Annotated in this window: 13 protein-coding genes and 1 pseudogene; 6 read left to right on the top strand and 8 right to left on the bottom strand. The window is 72.4% G+C overall.

Annotation, left to right across the window (positions count from 1 at the left end; translation table 11 throughout):
* Nucleotides 1-5 precede the first annotated feature (5 nt).
* From QIT00_RS34065 to QIT00_RS34050, 4 genes are all read left to right on the top strand, one after another.
* Nucleotides 6-1952 carry a fumarate reductase/succinate dehydrogenase flavoprotein subunit gene (locus QIT00_RS34065; RefSeq protein ID WP_282539354.1) on the top strand — a complete coding sequence of 649 codons (1947 nt, stop codon included), beginning with the start codon at nucleotides 6-8 and terminating at the stop codon, nucleotides 1950-1952.
* On the top strand, nucleotides 1949-2719 hold the full coding sequence (locus QIT00_RS34060) for a succinate dehydrogenase/fumarate reductase iron-sulfur subunit (RefSeq protein ID WP_282539353.1): 771 nt from the start codon (nucleotides 1949-1951) through the stop codon (nucleotides 2717-2719). The genes QIT00_RS34065 and QIT00_RS34060 overlap by 4 nt, the downstream gene beginning before the upstream one ends.
* A 64-nt stretch (nucleotides 2720-2783) precedes the next feature.
* Nucleotides 2784-4865 carry a TPM domain-containing protein gene (locus QIT00_RS34055; protein WP_282539352.1) on the top strand — a complete coding sequence of 694 codons (2082 nt, stop codon included), beginning with the start codon at nucleotides 2784-2786 and terminating at the stop codon, nucleotides 4863-4865.
* A gap of 54 nt (nucleotides 4866-4919) precedes the next feature.
* Nucleotides 4920-5633 carry a PspA/IM30 family protein gene (locus QIT00_RS34050; protein ID WP_282539351.1) on the top strand — a complete coding sequence of 238 codons (714 nt, stop codon included), beginning with the start codon at nucleotides 4920-4922 and terminating at the stop codon, nucleotides 5631-5633.
* 74 nt (nucleotides 5634-5707) lie between these two features.
* On the opposite strand, the gene QIT00_RS34045 is transcribed toward QIT00_RS34050, so the two are convergent.
* The 6 genes from QIT00_RS34045 to QIT00_RS34020 form a co-directional block, all read right to left on the bottom strand.
* The gene (locus QIT00_RS34045; RefSeq protein WP_408909907.1) at nucleotides 5708-8365 is read right to left on the bottom strand and encodes a SpoIIE family protein phosphatase; all 2658 of its coding nucleotides are present in this window, start codon (nucleotides 8363-8365) and stop codon (nucleotides 5708-5710) included.
* Nucleotides 8366-8535: 170 nt separating this feature from the next.
* Entirely contained in the window at nucleotides 8536-8970 is a 435-nt protein-coding gene (locus tag QIT00_RS34040; RefSeq protein WP_282539350.1) for an ATP-binding protein, read from the bottom strand.
* Between the two features lie 223 nt (nucleotides 8971-9193).
* Entirely contained in the window at nucleotides 9194-9607 is a 414-nt protein-coding gene (locus tag QIT00_RS34035; protein WP_282539349.1) for a (deoxy)nucleoside triphosphate pyrophosphohydrolase, read from the bottom strand.
* A 97-nt stretch (nucleotides 9608-9704) separates the two neighbouring features.
* Nucleotides 9705-9884: an SPOR domain-containing protein gene (locus QIT00_RS34030; protein ID WP_282539348.1), complete on the bottom strand. Its 180-nt coding sequence runs from the start codon at nucleotides 9882-9884 to the stop codon at nucleotides 9705-9707.
* A gap of 279 nt (nucleotides 9885-10163) precedes the next feature.
* Nucleotides 10164-10913 carry a GntR family transcriptional regulator gene (locus QIT00_RS34025; RefSeq protein ID WP_282539347.1) on the bottom strand — a complete coding sequence of 250 codons (750 nt, stop codon included), beginning with the start codon at nucleotides 10911-10913 and terminating at the stop codon, nucleotides 10164-10166.
* 77 nt (nucleotides 10914-10990) lie between these two features.
* On the bottom strand, nucleotides 10991-11836 hold the full coding sequence (locus QIT00_RS34020; RefSeq protein ID WP_282539346.1) for a DUF4190 domain-containing protein: 846 nt from the start codon (nucleotides 11834-11836) through the stop codon (nucleotides 10991-10993).
* A gap of 90 nt (nucleotides 11837-11926) precedes the next feature.
* Between QIT00_RS34020 and QIT00_RS34015 the strand changes: the two genes are divergently transcribed.
* A complete protein-coding gene (locus QIT00_RS34015) occupies nucleotides 11927-12595 on the top strand; it encodes a serpin family protein (RefSeq protein ID WP_282539345.1) in 669 nt (222 codons plus the stop codon).
* Nucleotides 12596-12842: 247 nt separating this feature from the next.
* Here QIT00_RS34015 and QIT00_RS34010 read toward each other — a convergent pair.
* Both QIT00_RS34010 and QIT00_RS34005 read right to left on the bottom strand, forming a co-directional pair.
* Nucleotides 12843-14054 (bottom strand): annotated as a pseudogene (locus tag QIT00_RS34010) (S8 family serine peptidase); the annotation flags it as partial.
* A 254-nt stretch (nucleotides 14055-14308) separates the two neighbouring features.
* A complete protein-coding gene (locus QIT00_RS34005; RefSeq protein ID WP_282539344.1) occupies nucleotides 14309-15880 on the bottom strand; it encodes a S8 family peptidase in 1572 nt (523 codons plus the stop codon).
* Between the two features lie 388 nt (nucleotides 15881-16268).
* Here QIT00_RS34005 and QIT00_RS34000 point away from each other — a divergent pair, with 388 nt between their 5' ends.
* Entirely contained in the window at nucleotides 16269-17390 is a 1122-nt protein-coding gene (locus tag QIT00_RS34000; RefSeq protein ID WP_282539343.1) for a pyridoxal-phosphate dependent enzyme, read from the top strand.
* The last annotated feature ends 50 nt before the right edge of the window (nucleotides 17391-17440 follow it).

Below are 17440 nucleotides of genomic sequence, written 5' to 3'. Positions count from 1 at the left end.
CCTCGATGACTCAGGTGGAGCGGCAGCGGTGGGACGTGGTCGTGGTCGGCGCGGGCGGCGCCGGTCTGCGCGCCGCGACCGAGGCGCGCGAGCAGGGTGCTCGTACGGCCGTGATCTGCAAGTCGCTGTTCGGCAAGGCGCACACGGTGATGGCCGAGGGCGGCATCGCCGCGGCGATGGGCAACGCCAACGAGCACGACGGCTGGGAGGTGCACTTCCGCGACACGATGCGCGGCGGCAAGTTCCTCAACCAGTGGCGGATGGCCGAGCTGCACGCGCAGGAAGCCCCGGACCGCGTCTGGGAGTTGGAGACCTGGGGCGCGCTCTTCGACCGGACCGCGGACGGGCGGATCTCGCAGCGGAACTTCGGCGGCCACGAGTACCCGCGGCTCGCGCACGTCGGCGACCGTACGGGACTTGAGCTGATCCGCACGCTGCAGCAGAAGATCGTCGCGCTGCAGCAGGAGGACTTCCGGGAGAGCGGGGACTACGAAGCCGGGTTGAAGGTCTTCCAGGAGTGCACCGTCACCCGGATCGTGAAGGACGCCGCGGGCCGGGTCGCCGGAGTCTTCTGTTACGAGCGGGAGTCCGGGCGGTTCTTCGTCATCGAGGCGTCGGCCGTGGTGATCGCGACCGGTGGCATCGGCAAGTCCTTCAAGGTGACGTCCAACTCGTGGGAGTACACGGGGGACGGCCATGCCCTTGCCCTGCTCGCGGGCGCCCCGCTGCTCAACATGGAGTTCGTGCAGTTCCACCCGACGGGCATGGTCTGGCCGCCGTCCGTGAAGGGCATCCTGGTCACCGAGTCGGTGCGCGGCGACGGCGGGGTGCTCCGGAACTCCGAGGGCAAGCGGTTCATGTTCGACTACATCCCGGACGTCTTCAAGGAGAAGTACGCGGAGTCCGAGGCCGAGGGCGACCGCTGGTACGACGACCCCGAGAACAACCGCCGCCCGCCGGAGCTGCTGCCCCGCGACGAGGTGGCCCGCGCCATCAACGCCGAGGTGAAGGCCGGGCGCGGCTCCCCGCACGGCGGGGTGTTCCTGGACGTGTCGACGCGGATGCCCGCCGAGGTGATCCGGCGCCGGCTGCCGTCCATGTACCACCAGTTCAAGGAGCTGGCCGACGTCGACATCACCGCCGAGGCGATGGAGGTCGGCCCGACCTGCCACTACGTCATGGGCGGCATCGCGGTCGACTCGGACTCGGCGGCCGCGCGCGGCGTGCCGGGCCTCTACGCGGCGGGCGAGGTGGCCGGCGGTATGCACGGCTCCAACCGGCTCGGCGGGAACTCGCTCTCCGACCTCCTTGTGTTCGGGCGGCGGGCCGGGCTGCACGCGGCGCAGTACGCGGCCGGGCTCGGTGAACGGCCCGTGCTCGACGAGGTCCAGGTGGACGCCGCCGCGGCCGAGGCGCTGCGGCCGTTCTCGGCGGAGGGTCCCACGCCTGGTGAGGCGGAGGAGGGGCGGCCGCCGGAGAACCCGTACACCCTGCATCAGGAGTTGCAGCAGGCCATGAACGATCTCGTCGGGATCATCCGGCGGGAGCCCGAGATGGAGCAGGCCCTGAAGAAGCTGGCCGATCTGCGGGTGCGGGCGCGGCGGGCCGGGGTCGAGGGGCACCGGCAGTTCAACCCCGGCTGGCACCTCGCCCTGGACCTGCGGAACATGCTGCTCGTCTCGGAGTGCATCGCGCGGGCCGCCCTGGAGCGCACCGAGTCGCGCGGCGGGCACACCCGCGAGGACTGGCCCGAGATGGACCGGCAGTGGCGGCACGCCAACCTGCTCTGCCGGCTGGCCGATCCGACCGGCGGGCTCGCGGCGACCGACCCGGTGCGCGGCCAGATCCGCCTCGAACGCGAGGAGACCGAACCCATCCGACCCGACCTGCTCGCCCTGTTCGAGAAGGAAGAGCTGGTCAAGTACCTCAGCGAAGAGGAGCTCGGAAGTTGAGTTCGTACGAAGCGGGCTTCAGGGTCTGGCGCGGGGACATCGAGGGCGGCGGCCTGGAGGACTTCAAGGTCGAGGTCAACGACGGCGAGGTCGTGCTCGACATCATCCACCGCCTTCAGGCGACGCAGGCCCCCGATCTGGCCGTGCGCTGGAACTGCAAGGCGGGCAAGTGCGGTTCGTGCTCGGCGGAGATCAACGGGCGGCCGCGGCTGCTGTGCATGACGCGGATGTCGGTGTTCTCACGCGAGGAGACGATCACGGTGACGCCGCTGCGGGCGTTCCCGGTGATCCGCGACCTCGTCACCGACGTGGGCTTCAACTACACGAAGGCGCGGGAGGTCCCCGCGTTCGTACCGCCGCGGGAGCTCGGGCCCGGTGAGTACCGGATGACGCAGGCGGACGTGGACCGCTCACAGGAGTTCCGCAAGTGCATCGAGTGCTTCCTGTGCCAGGACACCTGCCATGTGGTCCGTGACCACGAGGAGAACAAGGCCGCCTTCGCGGGCCCGCGCTTCCTGATGCGGATCGCCGAGCTGGACATGCACCCCCTGGACGCCGCCGAGGCCGAGGGCCTCGACCGCGGGACGACCGCGCAGGACGAGCACGGCCTCGGCTACTGCAACATCACCAAGTGCTGCACCGAGGTGTGCCCGGAGGGCATCCGCATCACCGACAACGCCCTGATCCCGCTGAAGGAGCGGGCCGCCGACCGGAAGTACGACCCGCTGGTGTGGCTGGGCAACACGATCCGGCGGCGCGGGCGCTGAGCCCCGCAAGGGGTTCCACGGCGCCCGGTCGCGACCGGGCATAACGGGACATACGCTCCCCCATGTGACGCCTTCCCGTTCGTTGCCCGGCGTGGCGCTCGTCGCGACAGCACTCGCCGCGTTCGGCCTGTTCCTGCTGCCCCCGCAGCCACGGGCGTACGCCGACGACCCGGTCAGGCTCTCCGGCGGCGGGCAGATCACCGACAAGGTGGGAGCGCTCGGCGACCGCGACGACACCGTCGAGCAGGCACTCGACCGGCTCTACACGGACGGCGGAGTGCAGCTCTTCGTCGCGTACGTGCAGGACTTCTCCGGCCGCTCCGCGCGGAACTGGGCCGACGCGACGGCCCAGCGCAACGGCCTGGGCGCGGACGACGTGCTGCTCGCCGTCGCCACCCGGGACCGGCAGTACGCCACCTCCGTGGACCAGGACTCGCCGCTCAGCGACGCCCAGCTGCGGGAGGTCTCCCGTACCGCGATCGTGCCCGCGCTGCGGCAGAACGACTGGGCGGGCGCCGCGATCGGGGCAGCCGACGGGTACCGGGCCGTGCTCGCCGGGCGGCCCGTGCCCACCCCGGAGATCACGCCCGGCCTCGCCGATCCCGGCTCGGGCTCGAAGGGGATCACCGGGGACCTGGTGCTTCCGATCGTCGCGGTGGGCGGCGCGGGGGCGCTCGCGGCGTATGCGTACACCCGGCGCAAGCGGCGGGCCGCCACCCGCACCACCCCGCACGGCGGCGAGCGGGGCCCGCCGGTGGCGCCGCTCGACGAGCTCGACGCCGAGGCGAAGCGGCTGCTCGTCGCGACGGACGACGCGGTCCGCACCAGCACCGAGGAACTCGGCTTCGCCCGCGCCCAGTTCGGCGACGAGGCGGTGGCGCCGTTCGAGGCGGCGCTCACGTACGCGAACAGCGAGCTGACGGCGGCCTTCCGGCTGCGGCAGCGGCTCGACGACGCGACGCCGGAGAACGACACGACCCGGCGGCGGATGCTCGAGGAGATCGTCGCCCGCTGCACCACCGCCGACCGGCGGCTCGACGCCGAGGCCGCCGCCTTCGACCGGCTGCGCGACCTGGAGCAGCACGCGCCGGACGCGCTCGCCCACGCCGAGGAGGAGTACCGGCGGGTCGCCGCGCGGGCCGACACCGCCGCCGCCACGCTCACCGCGCTCACCGGCCGGTACGCGGACTCCGCCGCCGCACCCGTCGCGGGCCATGTCGACGAGGCGCGCGAACGGCTGGTCTTCGCCGAGGCCCAGCTGGCCCCGGCCCGGGAGGCGGTGAGCGCGGGTGACAACGGGCGGGCCGCGGTCCATCTGCGGGCCGCCGAGGGCGCGTTGGACCAGGCCGGCACGCTCGTGGACGCGGTGGACCGGCTCGCGCGGGAGACCGCCGAGGCGAGCGGGAAGCTGCCCGGTGCGCTGACCGAGACCGACACCGACCTGGCGGACGCGCGCGGCCTCCTCAAGGGCACGGCGCCCGGGACCTCCACGGCCGACCTCCAAGGGCGGATCGCGCGGGCCGAGTCGGTCGCCCATGACGTGCGCGAGGAGCTGGCCGCCGGGCGCTACGACCCGATCGACGCACTGCGCCGGGTCGAGGAGGCGGACGCGGCCCTCGACGAGGCGCTCGCCGGCGCGCGCGAGCGCGAGAGCGCGGACCGGCGCGCCCGCGCGCTGCTCGACCAGGCGATGCTCACGGCACGCAGCGCGATCGGTGCCGCCGCGGACTATGTGACGACCCATCGCGGCGCCGTCGGCAGCGGCGCCAGGACCCGGCTCACCGAGGCCGAGCGGCACCTCGCGCAGGCGGAGTCGCTCGCCGCCGACGACGCCTCGGGCGCCCTCGCCACGGCCCAGCGCGCGGACGCCCTGGCCCGCGAGGCACGGCAGCTCGCGGAGCGGGACGTGGGCGGGTTCGAGAGTCCGTACGGCGGCGGGTTCGGCGGTCCGACGGGCACGGTCAGCGGGCGCGGCGGGGGCGGGATGGGCGGGGCGGTGCTCGGCGGGATCATCCTCGGCGAGCTGTTGGGCGGCGGCCGGTCGCGCGGGGGCGGCGGGTTCGGCGGCGGCTTCGGCGGGGGCGGGCCGGGGAGTTTCGGGGGCGGCGGTACGCGGGGGCGCAGGGGCGGCGGGGGGCGCTTCTGACTCGTACGCCTGGCACCCCTCTCGTACGGCTACCCCTTGTGCAAGGAGACAGAGATGAGCAAGCAGACCATCCTCGGGCGGGTCACCCAGCTCGCGAAGGCCAACATCAACGCGCTGCTCGACCAGGCCGAGGATCCGCAGAAGATGCTGGACCAGCTGATCCGCGACTACACGAACAACATCTCCGAGGCGGAGGAGGCGGTGGCCACGACCATCGGCAATCTGCGGCTCCTGGAGGCGGACCACCGGGAGGACGTGGACGCGGCCGGCGAGTGGGGCGGCAAGGCACGCGCCGCCAGCGACAAGGCCGACCAGCTGCGCGCCGCCGACGAGGGCGCGGACGCCGACCGCTTCGACGCGCTCGCCAAGGTGGCCCTTCAGCGGCAACTGCAGTCCGAGCGGGAGGCGCGGGACGCGGAGCCGACGATCGCCGCGCAGGCGGAGGTGGTCGAGAAGCTGAAGTCGGGGCTTGACCGGATGCGGGGCAAGCTGACCGAACTCCGTTCGAGGCGCGACGAGTTGGTGGCTCGGGCGAAGACCGCGCAGGCCCAGAATCAGATGCTCGACGCGGCCCGGAGCATCGACGTGCTCGACCCGACCAGCGAGCTGGGGCGCTTCGAGGAGAAGGTGCGGCGGGAGGAGGCGCGGGCGTTGGGCAAGGAGGAGTTGGCGGCGTCGTCGCTTGACGCGCAGTTCGAGGAGTTGGATGCGGTGGGGGATCAGGCGGAGATCGAGGCGCGGTTGGCTGCGCTGAAGCAAACGGCTTGACCGGCCGTGCGTTGTCGTTCGGCTGCCGCGCCGTCGTGGCTGGTCGCGCAGTTCCCCGCGCCCCTATCGGCGCCCTAGAACATGCTCAACAGCGCCTCCACCGAAGGCTCCTCCGTAGGCCCCCCGTCCGGCAGGGGCAGTTCGAACCAGACCGTTTTGCCGCGGGGGGTGCGGCGGGAGCCCCAGGAGGCGCTGAGGAGGCCTACCAGTTGGAGTCCGCGGCCGCCCTCGTCCGTGTCGCGGGCCCGGCGGCGGCGGGGCTGGACCAGGCCCGCGTCCCAGACCTCGCAGACGAGGCTGCGGTCGAGGAGGAGGCGGAGCCGGATGTCGCCCTCGCCGTACCGGAGGGCGTTGGTGACCAGCTCGCTGACCAGCAACTCCGTGGTGTCGACGAGGGGTTCGAGGTCCCAGGCGAGCAGCTGGGCGCGGGCGTACTCGCGGGCGCGGCCGACGGAGCGGGGCTCGCGCGGGAGGGTCCAGTCGCCGACGGACTCGCCGGGCAGGCCCTGGACGCGGGCCATGAGGAGCGCGATGTCGTCCTCGCCGTGGTGGGTGTCCAGGGTGTTCAGGACGTGGTCGCAGGCGTCTTCGAGGGAGCGGGGCTCGCCGGGGGTGTCCGCCGGGGGCGTGATCGCGTCGCGGAAGGCGCGCAGGCCGTCGTCGAGCGGGTGGTCGCGGGACTCCACGAGGCCGTCGGTGTAGAGGGCGAGCAGGGCGCCCTCGGGGAGTTCGACCTCGACCTCCTCGAAGGGCTCGCCGCCGACGCCGAGCGGCATCCCGGGCGGCACCTCCAGCATCAGCGCCGGCTCGCCGGGCTCGACCAGGACGGGCGGCAGATGGCCCGCGTTGGCGAACGTACAGCGCCGGGTGACCGGGTCGTAGACGGCGTACACGCAGGTCGCGAGGTACACCTCGGCCGGGTCGATGTCGCGGCCCTGCAGCGCGCGGCGGGTGGACTGCGGGGACTGCGGTGGGCGCAGCTGGTTCCCGGCGGTGTGGGCGGGGTTGCCGAGGCCGCGGGCGATCTCGTCGAGGGCGGCGAGCACTTCGGCGGGTTCGAGGTCGAGCAGCGCCAACGTCCGTACGGCCGTACGGAGTTCACCCATGGCGACGGCGGCGCGCAGGCCGCGGCCCATCACGTCGCCGACGACGAGCGCGGTGCGGTGTCCGGGCAGTTCGATGACGTCGAACCAGTCGCCGCCGACCTCGGTGGCGGCGTTGCCGGGCAGGTAGCGGCAGGCGATGTCGAGCCCGGACGCCTCGGGGTCGCCGGGCGGGAGCAGGGAGCGCTGCAGGATGAGTGCGCGCTCGTGCTCTCTTCGGTACAGGCGGGCGTTGTCGATGCAGACGGCGGCGCGGGCGGCGAGTTCCACGGCGAGGGCGCGATCGCGGTCGCCGAAGGGTTCGCTGCCCTTGGCCCGGGAGAACCGGGCGAGTCCTACGACGGTGTCGTGGGCGACCATCGGCACGGCGAGCGTGGACTGCACCAGGCCGTTCTCGTCGCCCCCGGAGATCGTCACCGGGCGGGCGGTGCGCAGGGCGTCCGCGCAGGGCGAGTTGAAGGTGTAGCGGTGCACGGCGCCGACGGTGACGGGCGTGGCGCCCGCGTCGGCGAGCGGGGCGTCGGAGACGGCGCTGGCGAAGGCGACGCGGCGCAGCTCGGCGGAGCCTCCCCCAGACTCCGTCCGGGGGGACCCCCACAGACTCCCCACACGCGGGGACTCGTCGCCGTCGAGGAGGCCCTGGTAGAGGTCGACGGAGGCGAGGTCGCAGAAGACGGGGACCGTGACGTCGAGGAGTTCGCGTGCGGTGGTCTCCAGGTCCAGGGAGTTGCCGATGCGGGCCCCGGCCTCGTTGAGGAGGGCGAGGTTGCGGCGGGCGTTCGCGGCCTCGCGGGCGGCGGCGTGTCTGCGGGTGACGTCGGTCCCGAGCCCGGCGACGCCGATGGGCCGGCCGCTGCCGCTGTGCACGCGGTAGAGGTTGATCGACCAATGCCTGCGGTCGTTGTTGGAGCCGGGCGCGGGGCCGACGAGCTGCATGTCCGTCACGGACTCGCCGGTCTCCAGGACGTGCCGCAGCGCGGCCTGCATCCGCTCGGCCTCCTGCCGCGGCAGATAGTCGTGGACGGTGCGGCCGCGGTGATCGTCCGCGCCACCGCCGAAGACGGCCGCGAAGCGGCGGTTGGCGCGCTGCACCTTGAGGTCGGTGCCGAAGAGCAGGAAGCCGAAGGGCGATTGGCCGAAAATGGCCTCGGAGGCGGCGAGGTCGGTCTCGATCCCGCGCAGGGCGCGTACGTCGACGACGATGCAGACCGCGGCTCGCTCGCCGTGCTCGGTCTCGGTGGGCATCACGTACACCTCGGCGATGCCGTTCAGGGCGCGGTCGCCGGGCATCCGGAAGGGGACGGCGCCCGTCCACTCACGCCCGTCGAGTATCTCGGCGACCTTGCGGTGTCCGGCTTCGCGCAGGTCGGCGGGGACGAACGCCTCGATCGGGTCCTTGCCGACGGCCTCCCGCGCGGGGATGCCGAAGAGCTGCTCGGCACGGAGCGACCACTGGTCGATCAGCCCGTCGGGGCCGAGGGAGAAGGACGCGACCTTGATGTAGTCGTAGATCGAACCGGGCGGGCTCGACTGCCACGTGATGTCGCCGGGGGCACCCTCGGCGGCAGTTGGCCGAGTCTCGCCCCTTCGCTGCTCGGGCGTCCGCGCCCTGGCTGGTATCTCGCTCACGCGACCGTCCCCTCCAGCTCACCGCCACCGACCAGGCCCATCGGACGGCTAGCCCGCAGTATCCAGCACTACGGCCGCACGCAACACCGCGTTCACATCTCCTGTCCGTCCCGACACATTCCGGCCGTGTGCCGTCGGGGGTTTCGAGGAGATCGGCTCTCCCTCACCTTCTAACCAGGCAGGGACAGCTCGAACCACACGGTCTTGCCCGTCCTGCCCTGTCGAGTACCCCAGCGGCGCGCGGAACAGGCCACCAGCTGCAGCCCGCGCCCGCTCTCGTCATCGGGTTCGGCACTGCGTTCGCGGGGCGGGTCCGGGAGCGGGTCGGACACTTCCACCCGCAGCGGATCAGCGCCGTTCACGGGTCGTACGAGGCGTACGCCGATGGGTCCGGTCGCGTGCCGCAGGGAGTTGGTGACGAGTTCGCTGACGAGCAGCACGGTCATGTCGCCGACCTCGTCGAGCCCCCAGGCGTCGAGCTGTTTGCGCACGCGGGCGCGGGCGGTGCGGACGGCTCCGGGATCGGCGGGAAAGTGCCACTCGGCGCGCTCCGGGCCCTCGGCCCCCTCGGCGCGGTCGCCGTCGCTGTCGATCACGCCGATCACTTCCAAAAGGACCAGGGGGAAGGTGGCAGAACCCGTCCGGTTTCATGGGGTTAATCAGCACATACCCGATATCAAGAGAGCCCTACCGTCCGCACGGGCGCATGGTGGAACGAACGGCGCACGAGTTCCGCGCCCGCCGCCTCGCACGCCCCCTGCCGATGGGTCCTCACGTACGAGATGGGTCCTCACGTATGAGATGGGCCCTTACGTACGAGGTAGGTCCTCACGCACGAGTCGCGTGCCAGCGTGCCGTCGCCGTCACCGCCGGCCGGTCGTGCTCCAGCCAGTCCACGTCCCAGAGCTCGTCGGGCGCGAGCCAGCGCAGCGCGTCGTGGTCCTCCAGGGGGCGTACGCCCTCGGCGCTCGCGGAGATCAACTCGGCGGCCCAGACCCGCAGGACGTACCCGGGGCGCTCCAGCGGCCACTCGCCGGGGACCCGTTCCACGAGCTTGACCTCGACGCCGAGTTCCTCGCGCAGTTCGCGTACGAGGGCCTGCTCGGGGTCTTCGCCCGGTTCGACCTTGCCGCCGGGGAGTTCCCATCGTCCGGCCAGGTGGGCGGGGGCGCTGCGCCGGGCGGCGAGGAGGCGCCCTTCGGCGTACAGGGCGCCGCCGACGACGAGGATGCGTTCCGTCATGCGCCGGAGCCTATGCGCACTCCGGGGCCGGGCCGCCGGGAGGCGCCCGCCGGGAGGCGCCCGCCGGGAGGCGCCCGCCGGGAGGCGCCCGCCGGGGTCACGCGGTCTTCTGGCCGAGCCGCTCGATCCAGTACAGCTGCTTGTGGCCGCGGACCTCCAGGCTGTCGGCGACCTGCTGGGCCTCCGACCTGGTGGCGTACCGGCCGACGCGGTAGCGGTTGCCGTTGTCGTCCTGCCGTATGACATGCCACGGGAGCATCGTGCTGCCTTCGTTCATCGCACCTCTCCCCCGGCCGCCGGCCCTGGCCGTCTCCCGTCCGCTGACGCAATCCCATGACGCATATGCCCGAGCGTACGCCCGGACTTCACACAGCGGATACGGAATGGCACAAAGAGATACGCAATCGGCCAGGACCGGACCAAGTCCGAGGGGGCGCACGGCTCGCGTGCGCCCCCTGGGGCCCTGCCGCCTCCCCAAGCCCGGACGGACCTTACGCGGGCGCGGAGTTGAGCCCCCGTCAGGCGCGGGGGCGCGCCTCGCCGCACGGGCTTGCGGTCATTTCACCGGCAGGTGGTACGCGACGCGGTAGCGGTCGGCGGGCACGACCACGTCGGCCGTCTCGACGGGGCGGCCCGACGCGAAGTACGTCCGCTCGATGACGAGGACGACATGGCCCGGCACTCCGCCGAGCGCGAGGAGCTCCTCGGCGAGGCCGGGGCGGGCGCCGACCTCCTCCGCGACGTTGTCGACGATCACGTCGATCGCGGCCATCCGCTCGACCACTCCGCAACCGCCGAGCGGGCCCTCCTCGGGAAGCATCACCGGCGTACGCCCCGTGACCGCGAGGGGTTCCCAGGAGGTGGAGAGCATCATCGGCTCGCCGGCGTCCCGGAAGACGTACTTCGTCCGCATCACGCGGTCGCCCGGCTTGATCGCGAGCCGCTCGGCGATCTCCGGGCCGGCCTCGGCCTGTTCGCTGCGGGACTCCCACGTGCCGCGCGCCCCGGTCTCGGCCTGCTCCTGCCGGAAGGGCGTGGAGCCGCTCGACCGGTACGCGGAGCGGGCGACGCGGCGCGGCACCGGGCGCTCCCGCACATACGTGCCGGAGCCGGAGCGGCCCTCGACCAGGCCCTCGGCCATCAGGACCTTGCGGGCCTCCAGGGCGACGGTGTCGGAGACCCCGTACTCCTCGCGGATGCGTGCCTGTGAGGGCAGCCGGGTGTGGGGCGGGAGCGCGCCGTTGACGATCTGCTTGCGAAGATCGTCGGCAACGCGCAGATACGCCGGCTGCTCACCGATTGTCACGAGCCACTCCCATCAGGTTGACAGACAGCAACAGCCTGACAACCCTCGGTTGAGCACCGCAACCTTAGGCCAAAGAATCACCCGAAGTGATGACTTGTCTTGACGGAGACCTCGGCACCCTCGCCCGGGTTGCCGTCGAGACCCCCGGGACCGCCGTCGAGACCCCCGGTGGAACCCGAACCTCCGTCGGACCCGCCGCCCGTCGTGTCCCGCAGCGAGCCGGTGAGCTTGCCGCCGTCCTCCGCGCCGACGAGGCAGGTCACGGTGCGGTCGCCGAGGGACCAGCTCCGCGCGGTCGGGTAGAAGTAGTAGTCGTAGACGTTGCCGGAGGCCGCCGCCCGGTCACCGAAGTAGCCCTCGGAGTAGGCCGCACAGCGTTCCTCGGCGAGACGGCTGATGCGGTCCAGGCCGGGGTAAGGCCCTTCGTCGAGGCGGAAGTTGCCGTACGCCTCGCCGTCATGGGGCTGCGCGCAGTCCACGATGTCCACGTCGTAGGTCTCGCCCTCCAGCTTGCCGGTGGGCGAGTCGAAGCAGTCCCCCTCCGCCAGCGAGAACGCCGAGCGGTCGTCCCGCGACTTGTCGGCCGCGCCCGTGAAGCCGCCCCAGAAGCTCGACGCCCAGCCGAGCGACAGGGCGAGCACGAGGAAGGCGGTACCGATCGAGGAGAGGGTGACGCCTGCGATCGCCATGCCCTTGCCGCGCTGCCCGTTCCGCTTGATCTGCGAGAGCGCGACGAGCCCGAGGACCAGGCCGAGCGGCGGCAGGAAGCACAGGATGCCGAGCACCATCGACGTGACGGCCAGCCCGTTGGTCGACGGCTGCTGCTGCGGGTACGGATAGGGCGGCTGCCAGCCGTACGGCGGCGGAGCGCCCTGCCCGTAAGGCGGCGGCTGCGGGCCCTGGGGCGGCGGGGGTATGGCCACGGGTACGGTGCTCCTGGTCGGGATCGGACGGCGGTACGTGCGAACGGTCGCGCGAATCGTACGTCGGGGCAGCGGGGCCGGGGGCGGCGGATGGCGGTGAACCGGGGGACGGTACGGGCGCTCAACGCGCTCACGGCTCGCTGGGCGGACGCGGTGGACACGACGGACCCGGGCGACCCGGCGGACGCGGGCGACCCGGCGGACGCGGGGCGCGGGACGGTGTTCGCGGCCGCCGGTGTGTGGCCGCTGCTCGGGCTGCTCGCGGAGGGCGCGGACACGGCGGTACGGGGCGAGTTGGTCGAGGCACTCGGGCTGCCGCCGGACCGGGCGGGCCGCGCGGCCCGTGGGCTGCTCGCCGCCCTGGACGCGACGGACGGCGTGGACGCGGCCCTCGGCCTGTGGACCCGGCGTGAACTCCCGCTGCACGACGGCTGGTTGACGAAGGTGCCGGACGGGGCACACGCCTGGCTCAGCGGGGACCTGGACGCGGACGCGGCGGAGCTCGACCGGTGGGCGCGGGAGCGGACGGGCGGGCGGATCACGTCCATGCCGGTCGAGCTGGAACCGGCGATGTGGCTGGTCCTGGCGAGCGCGCTGGCGCTGCGGACCCGCTGGGAGCGCCCGTTCGCCGCGTCCGACCTGCGGCCCTCGACCGGCCCCTGGCGGCAGCGCTCCCTCGCCGGGCTCAGCGCCGAGCACGACCTGCTTGCCGACGCCGCGCTGTTCGGGCTCGGCACGGCGGTGGACGGCGGAGATTGATCCCCTCCCCGCCCCTTCCTGAAAGTCCTGCGGACAGCCCCGGGGCTCTGCCCCGGACCCCGATCGCCCTTCGGGCTCGTCCTCAAACGCCGGACGGGCTGGATTGGGCGGTGCCCCAAAGGGGCGCGGGGAACTGCGCGACCAGCCACGACGGCGCGTAAGCCGAACGACAGCGCCGCAGGCTTTCGGGAAGGGGCGGGGAGGGGAGAAGAACGCCGGCCGCAAGCGCGACAGTTGCCTACTGCGTCACGTTCAGCAGCAAGTTCGGCGAACCCGACCCCGGGCCGCCGACCACCCCCGAGCTGCCCGCCGCGACCAGCGCGTCCCGGACCTGGGCCGGGGTGGCCGAGGCGTTGCCCGAGAGGTAGAGCGCCGCCGCGCCCGCGACGTGCGGGGCCGCCATCGACGTACCGGAGATCGTGTTGGTGGCACTGTCCCCGGTGTTCCAGGCCGACGTGATCGACGAGCCCGGCGCGAAGATGTCGAGCACGCTGCCGTAGTTGGAGTAGCCCGCCTTGGCGTCCGTGCTGGTGGTCGCGCCCACGGTGATGCCCTCCGAGACGCGGGCGGGCGAACGGGTCGAGGCGTCCGTGGACTCGTTGCCCGCGGCCAGCGAGTACGTCACGCCCGACGCGATGGAGTTGCGGACCGCCGCGTCGAGGGTGGCGTCCGCCCCGCCGCCGAGGCTCATATTCGCCACCGCCGGCTTCACGGCGTTCTTCGTGACCCAGTCGATGCCCGCGACGACACCCGCCGTCGTACCCGAACCCTGATCGTTCAGGACCCGGACACCGACGATCTTCGCCTTCTTCGCCACCCCGTGCAGCGTGCCCGCGACGGTGCCCGCCACGTGCGTGCCGTGACCGTGGCCGTCCTGCGCGGTGTTGTCGTTGTCGACCGCGTCGAAGCCGTCGGCCGCGCGCCCGCCGAAGTCCTGGTGGGACTTACGGACGCCGGTGTCGATGATGTACGCGGTGACGCCCTCGCCCGCCGAGTCGGGGTACGTGTACTTCTGGTCGAGCGGCAGAGCCTTCTGGTCGATGCGGTCCAGGCCCCAGGACGGCGGGTCGGTCTGGGTCGCGTCGATGGTGAAGGTCCGGTTCTGGGCCACGGCGGCCACCGCCGGGTCGGCCGCGAGCCGCTCCGCCTCGGACTTCGAGGCCTCGACCTCGTAGCCGTTCAGGGCGGCGGTGTACGTGCGCTCGATCTTCGCGCCGTACTCCTTGGCCAGGCTCCTGCCCTGGGCCGAACTGGACTTCACCGCGCTCTTCTTGAGCGTAACGATGTAGCTGTCCGCGATGGTGCCGGGCGCTCCGGCTCCCACTATCGCGCCCTCTCCGGCCTCCTGCTCCGGGGCCGCGCCCGCGGGGAGCGCGGAGGCGAGTCCGAGGGTGAGTGCCGCTGCCACGGTTGTGCCGATCCCTGCGTACGTTCGCATGCGCTGACGCACAACTGCCATCTGAGGGGTCCTCCTCGTCGATGGTGCGCTGATGGGGGGAATCGCACGACGGGAGACCGGTCGGTTGCATCGGGGGACTTCGCTCCCGTCCTTGAAAGATTGACGGATGCATAGGAATCCCGGCAAGGGTTGTGCACAGACGTAACACGGTTGCGATGAAGCACAGTTGACACGGCGTCATACGCGAACGAGCCCCGGTGCGCCGCCGTTCGGCGGTGCACCGGGGCCCCTTCAGAGAGCCGTACCCGAGCGCGCTAGAACTGCAGCGCCCAGGAGTCGATCTTCCCGGTGTCGTAGTTCGCGTTGTCGCTGACCCGGAGCTTCCAGGTGCCGCCGGCCGTCTCGGACGAGGCGTTCACCGTGTACGTGGTGTTGATGTCGTTCGCGCTGCCGCCGGTGCCGTACCCCTTCAGCGTGTACGCGGTGCCGTCCGGGGCGATCAGCTGGACGCGCAGGTCGCCGATGTAGGTGTGGGCGATGTTCACCGGCACCTGCAGCGCGGCCGGGGCCTTGCCGGAGACGCCGGTGACGGAGAGCGGCGAGTCGACGGTCGCGTTGTCGTTGATCGCGTAGTCCGTGGCGTTCTCGAAGCGCTTGCCGGGCGGCGTGGTGTCGCCCGAGCCGACGTTCAGGAGACGGTTCGGCGAGCCGCTTCCGGGGCTCGTGACGACGCCCGTGCTGGCCGCGGCGACCAGCGCGTCCCGCACCTGCGCCGGGGTGGCGCTCGGCGCGCCCGCCAGGTGCAGGGCGGCCGCGCCCGCGACGTGCGGGGCCGCCATCGACGTACCGGAGATCGTGTTGGTGGCACTGTCCCCGGTGTTCCAGGCCGACGTGATGGACGAGCCCGGCGCGAAGATGTCGAGGACGCTGCCGTAGTTGGAGTAGCTCGCCTTGGCGTCCGTGCTGGTGGTGGCGCCTACGGTGATGCCCTCCGAGACGCGTGCCGGGGAGCGGGTCGAGGCGTCCGTGGACTCGTTGCCCGCCGCGAGCGAGTACGTCACGCCGGAGGCTATGGAGTTGCGGACGGCCGTGTCGAGGGCCGAGTCCGCGCCGCCGCCGAGGCTCATGTTGGCGACGGCCGGCTTCACGGCGTTGTTCGTGACCCAGTCGATGCCCGCGACGACACCCGCCGTCGTACCCGAACCCTGGTCGTTCAGGACCCGGACGCCGACTATCTTCGCCTTCTTCGCCACCCCGTGCGCGGTCCCGGCCACCGTGCCCGCCACGTGCGTGCCGTGACCGTGGCCGTCCTGCGCGGTGTTGTCGTCGTCGACGGCGTCATAGCCGTACGAGGCACGGCCGCCGAAGTCGTTGTGGCTGATGCGGACACCGGTGTCGATGACGTACACGGTCACACCCTCGCCGGCCTTGTCCGGGTAGGTGTAACTCTGGTTCAGGGGCAGGGACTTCTGGTCGATGCGGTCCAGGCCCCAGGAAGGCGGATTGGGCTGCGTGGCGTCGATGGTGAAGGTCCGGTTCTGGACCACGGAGGCCACCGCCGGGTCAGCCGCGAGCCGCTCCGCCTCGGACTTCGAGGCCTCGACCTCGTAGCCGTTCAGGGCGGCGGTGTACGTGCGCTCGATCTCCGCGCCGTACCCCTTCGCCAGGCTCTTGCCCTTCGCCGAACTCGACTTCGCCGCGCTCTTCTTGAGGGTCACGATGTAGCTGTCCGCGATCGCGCCGGGCGCCCCGGCGTTCTCGATGGTGCCCACTCGGGCGTCGGCCGCTCCCGCCTGGGGTGCGGATATGACGCCGAGCGCGAGGGCCGCGACGGCGAGGCCGGTGGTGCCTGCGAATCTTCGCCGTGCGGTTCTCTTCAGTGCCATCTGAGGGATCCTCCTCGTCGATGGTGCGCTGGTGGGGGTGGTGGTGCAGGTGTGCACGCCGAAGCGCCGATCGGGCAGGGGAGCGTGAAGCACGAGCACGAGCACGAACAGGGCACGAGCGTGCACAAGGAACACGACAGGCCCGCCGCACAGACGTTCTGGGCCGGTCGCCGTCCGAAAGATTGGCTGATCCACAGGATTCCCACAAGAGGCCGGTACCGACGTAACAGTGCCGCCATGCCGCCGACATGATGACCAGTCAGCACCAGTCAGGACCAGTCAGGACTAGTCAGGACTAGTCAGGACCAATTGCCAACAGTCGCCATCTGTCAGTACATGAGCGGATTCACGGCACTTGAAGGCCTGGTGAAAGATCTAAGGTCGGTCCATGATGTCTCTGCCGGACTTCGTCTGCCCCGCGGACGGCACCCGGGTGCGCGCGGGCTCCCTCGCCTGGTGCTGCCCGGTCTGCCGCGGCCCCCTCGACCTGGACTTCCATCCGACGCCCACCGATCTCAAGGCGCTTGCCGGCCGGGTCAACTCGCTGTGGCGGTACGCCGGTTCACTGCCGCTGGCCGCGCCCGAGGTGAGCCTCGGCGAGGGCCGGACCCCGCTGGTCGACCTGACCGAGACGATCACGGCGAAGCTGGACTTCCTGATGCCGACGCTCTCCTTCAAGGACCGCGGCGCCGTCCTGCTCGCCGAGCTGGCCCGCCGCCTCGCTCCCGAGCGGGTCGTCGCGGACAGCAGTGGCAACGCGGGCACGTCCGTCGCCGCGTACACCGCCCGCGCCGGGCTCGACTGCACGGTGTACGTGCCCGCCACCACCTCGCCGAAGAAGCTGGAGCAGATCCGGGCGCACGGCGCGCACGTCGAGACGGTCCCCGGCGACCGCGAGGCCACGGCGCTCGCGGCCCGCGCGGCGGCCGACGAACCCGGCACGTTCTACGCGTCCCACGTGCACAATCCGTACTTCCTGCACGGCACGAAGACGTACGTCCTCGAACTCTGGGAGGACCTCGGCGGCCGTCTGCCCGATGTCCTGGTCGTGCCCGTCGGCAACGGCACCCTGCTCCTCGGCGCCGCGCTCGCCCTGCGCGAGCTGCACTCCGCCGGGCAGATCGGTCGCTTCCCGGCGCTGTACGGGGTGCAGGCCGCGGCCGTCGCCCCGGTCGCCGCGGCCTGGGCGGAGGGTGCCGCCGACCTGCCGCCGGAGCCGTACCCTTCGCGGCCCACGTACGCCGAGGGCATCGCCATCCCCCGGCCTCCGCGCGCCCGCCAGATCCTCGCCGCGGTACGGCAGTTCGGCGGCGGCTTCCTCACGGTCCCGGACCCGGCGATCGCCTCCGCCCAGCGGGATCTCGCCGAGCGGGGACTGTTCGTCGAGTCGACGGCCGCGGTGTGCTGGGCGGCGGTACGGGGTGGGCGCTTCGGGGAGCGGTCGGTGGCGGTGCCGTTGTGTGGGGCGGGGGTGAAGTCGGGGTTGGTGCGGGAGCCCAGGTGGGCGTGAGGTGCGGGTCGACTCGGTCACCGCCACGGGGGCTCCGCCCCCGGACCCCC

This window comes from Streptomyces luteolus (assembly GCF_029968015.1).
Classification (GTDB): Bacteria; Actinomycetota; Actinomycetes; order Streptomycetales; family Streptomycetaceae; genus Streptomyces; species Streptomyces luteolus.
The sequence above is the reverse complement of the archived record's forward strand: the minus strand, read 5'-3'. Positions and strand labels throughout refer to the sequence as shown.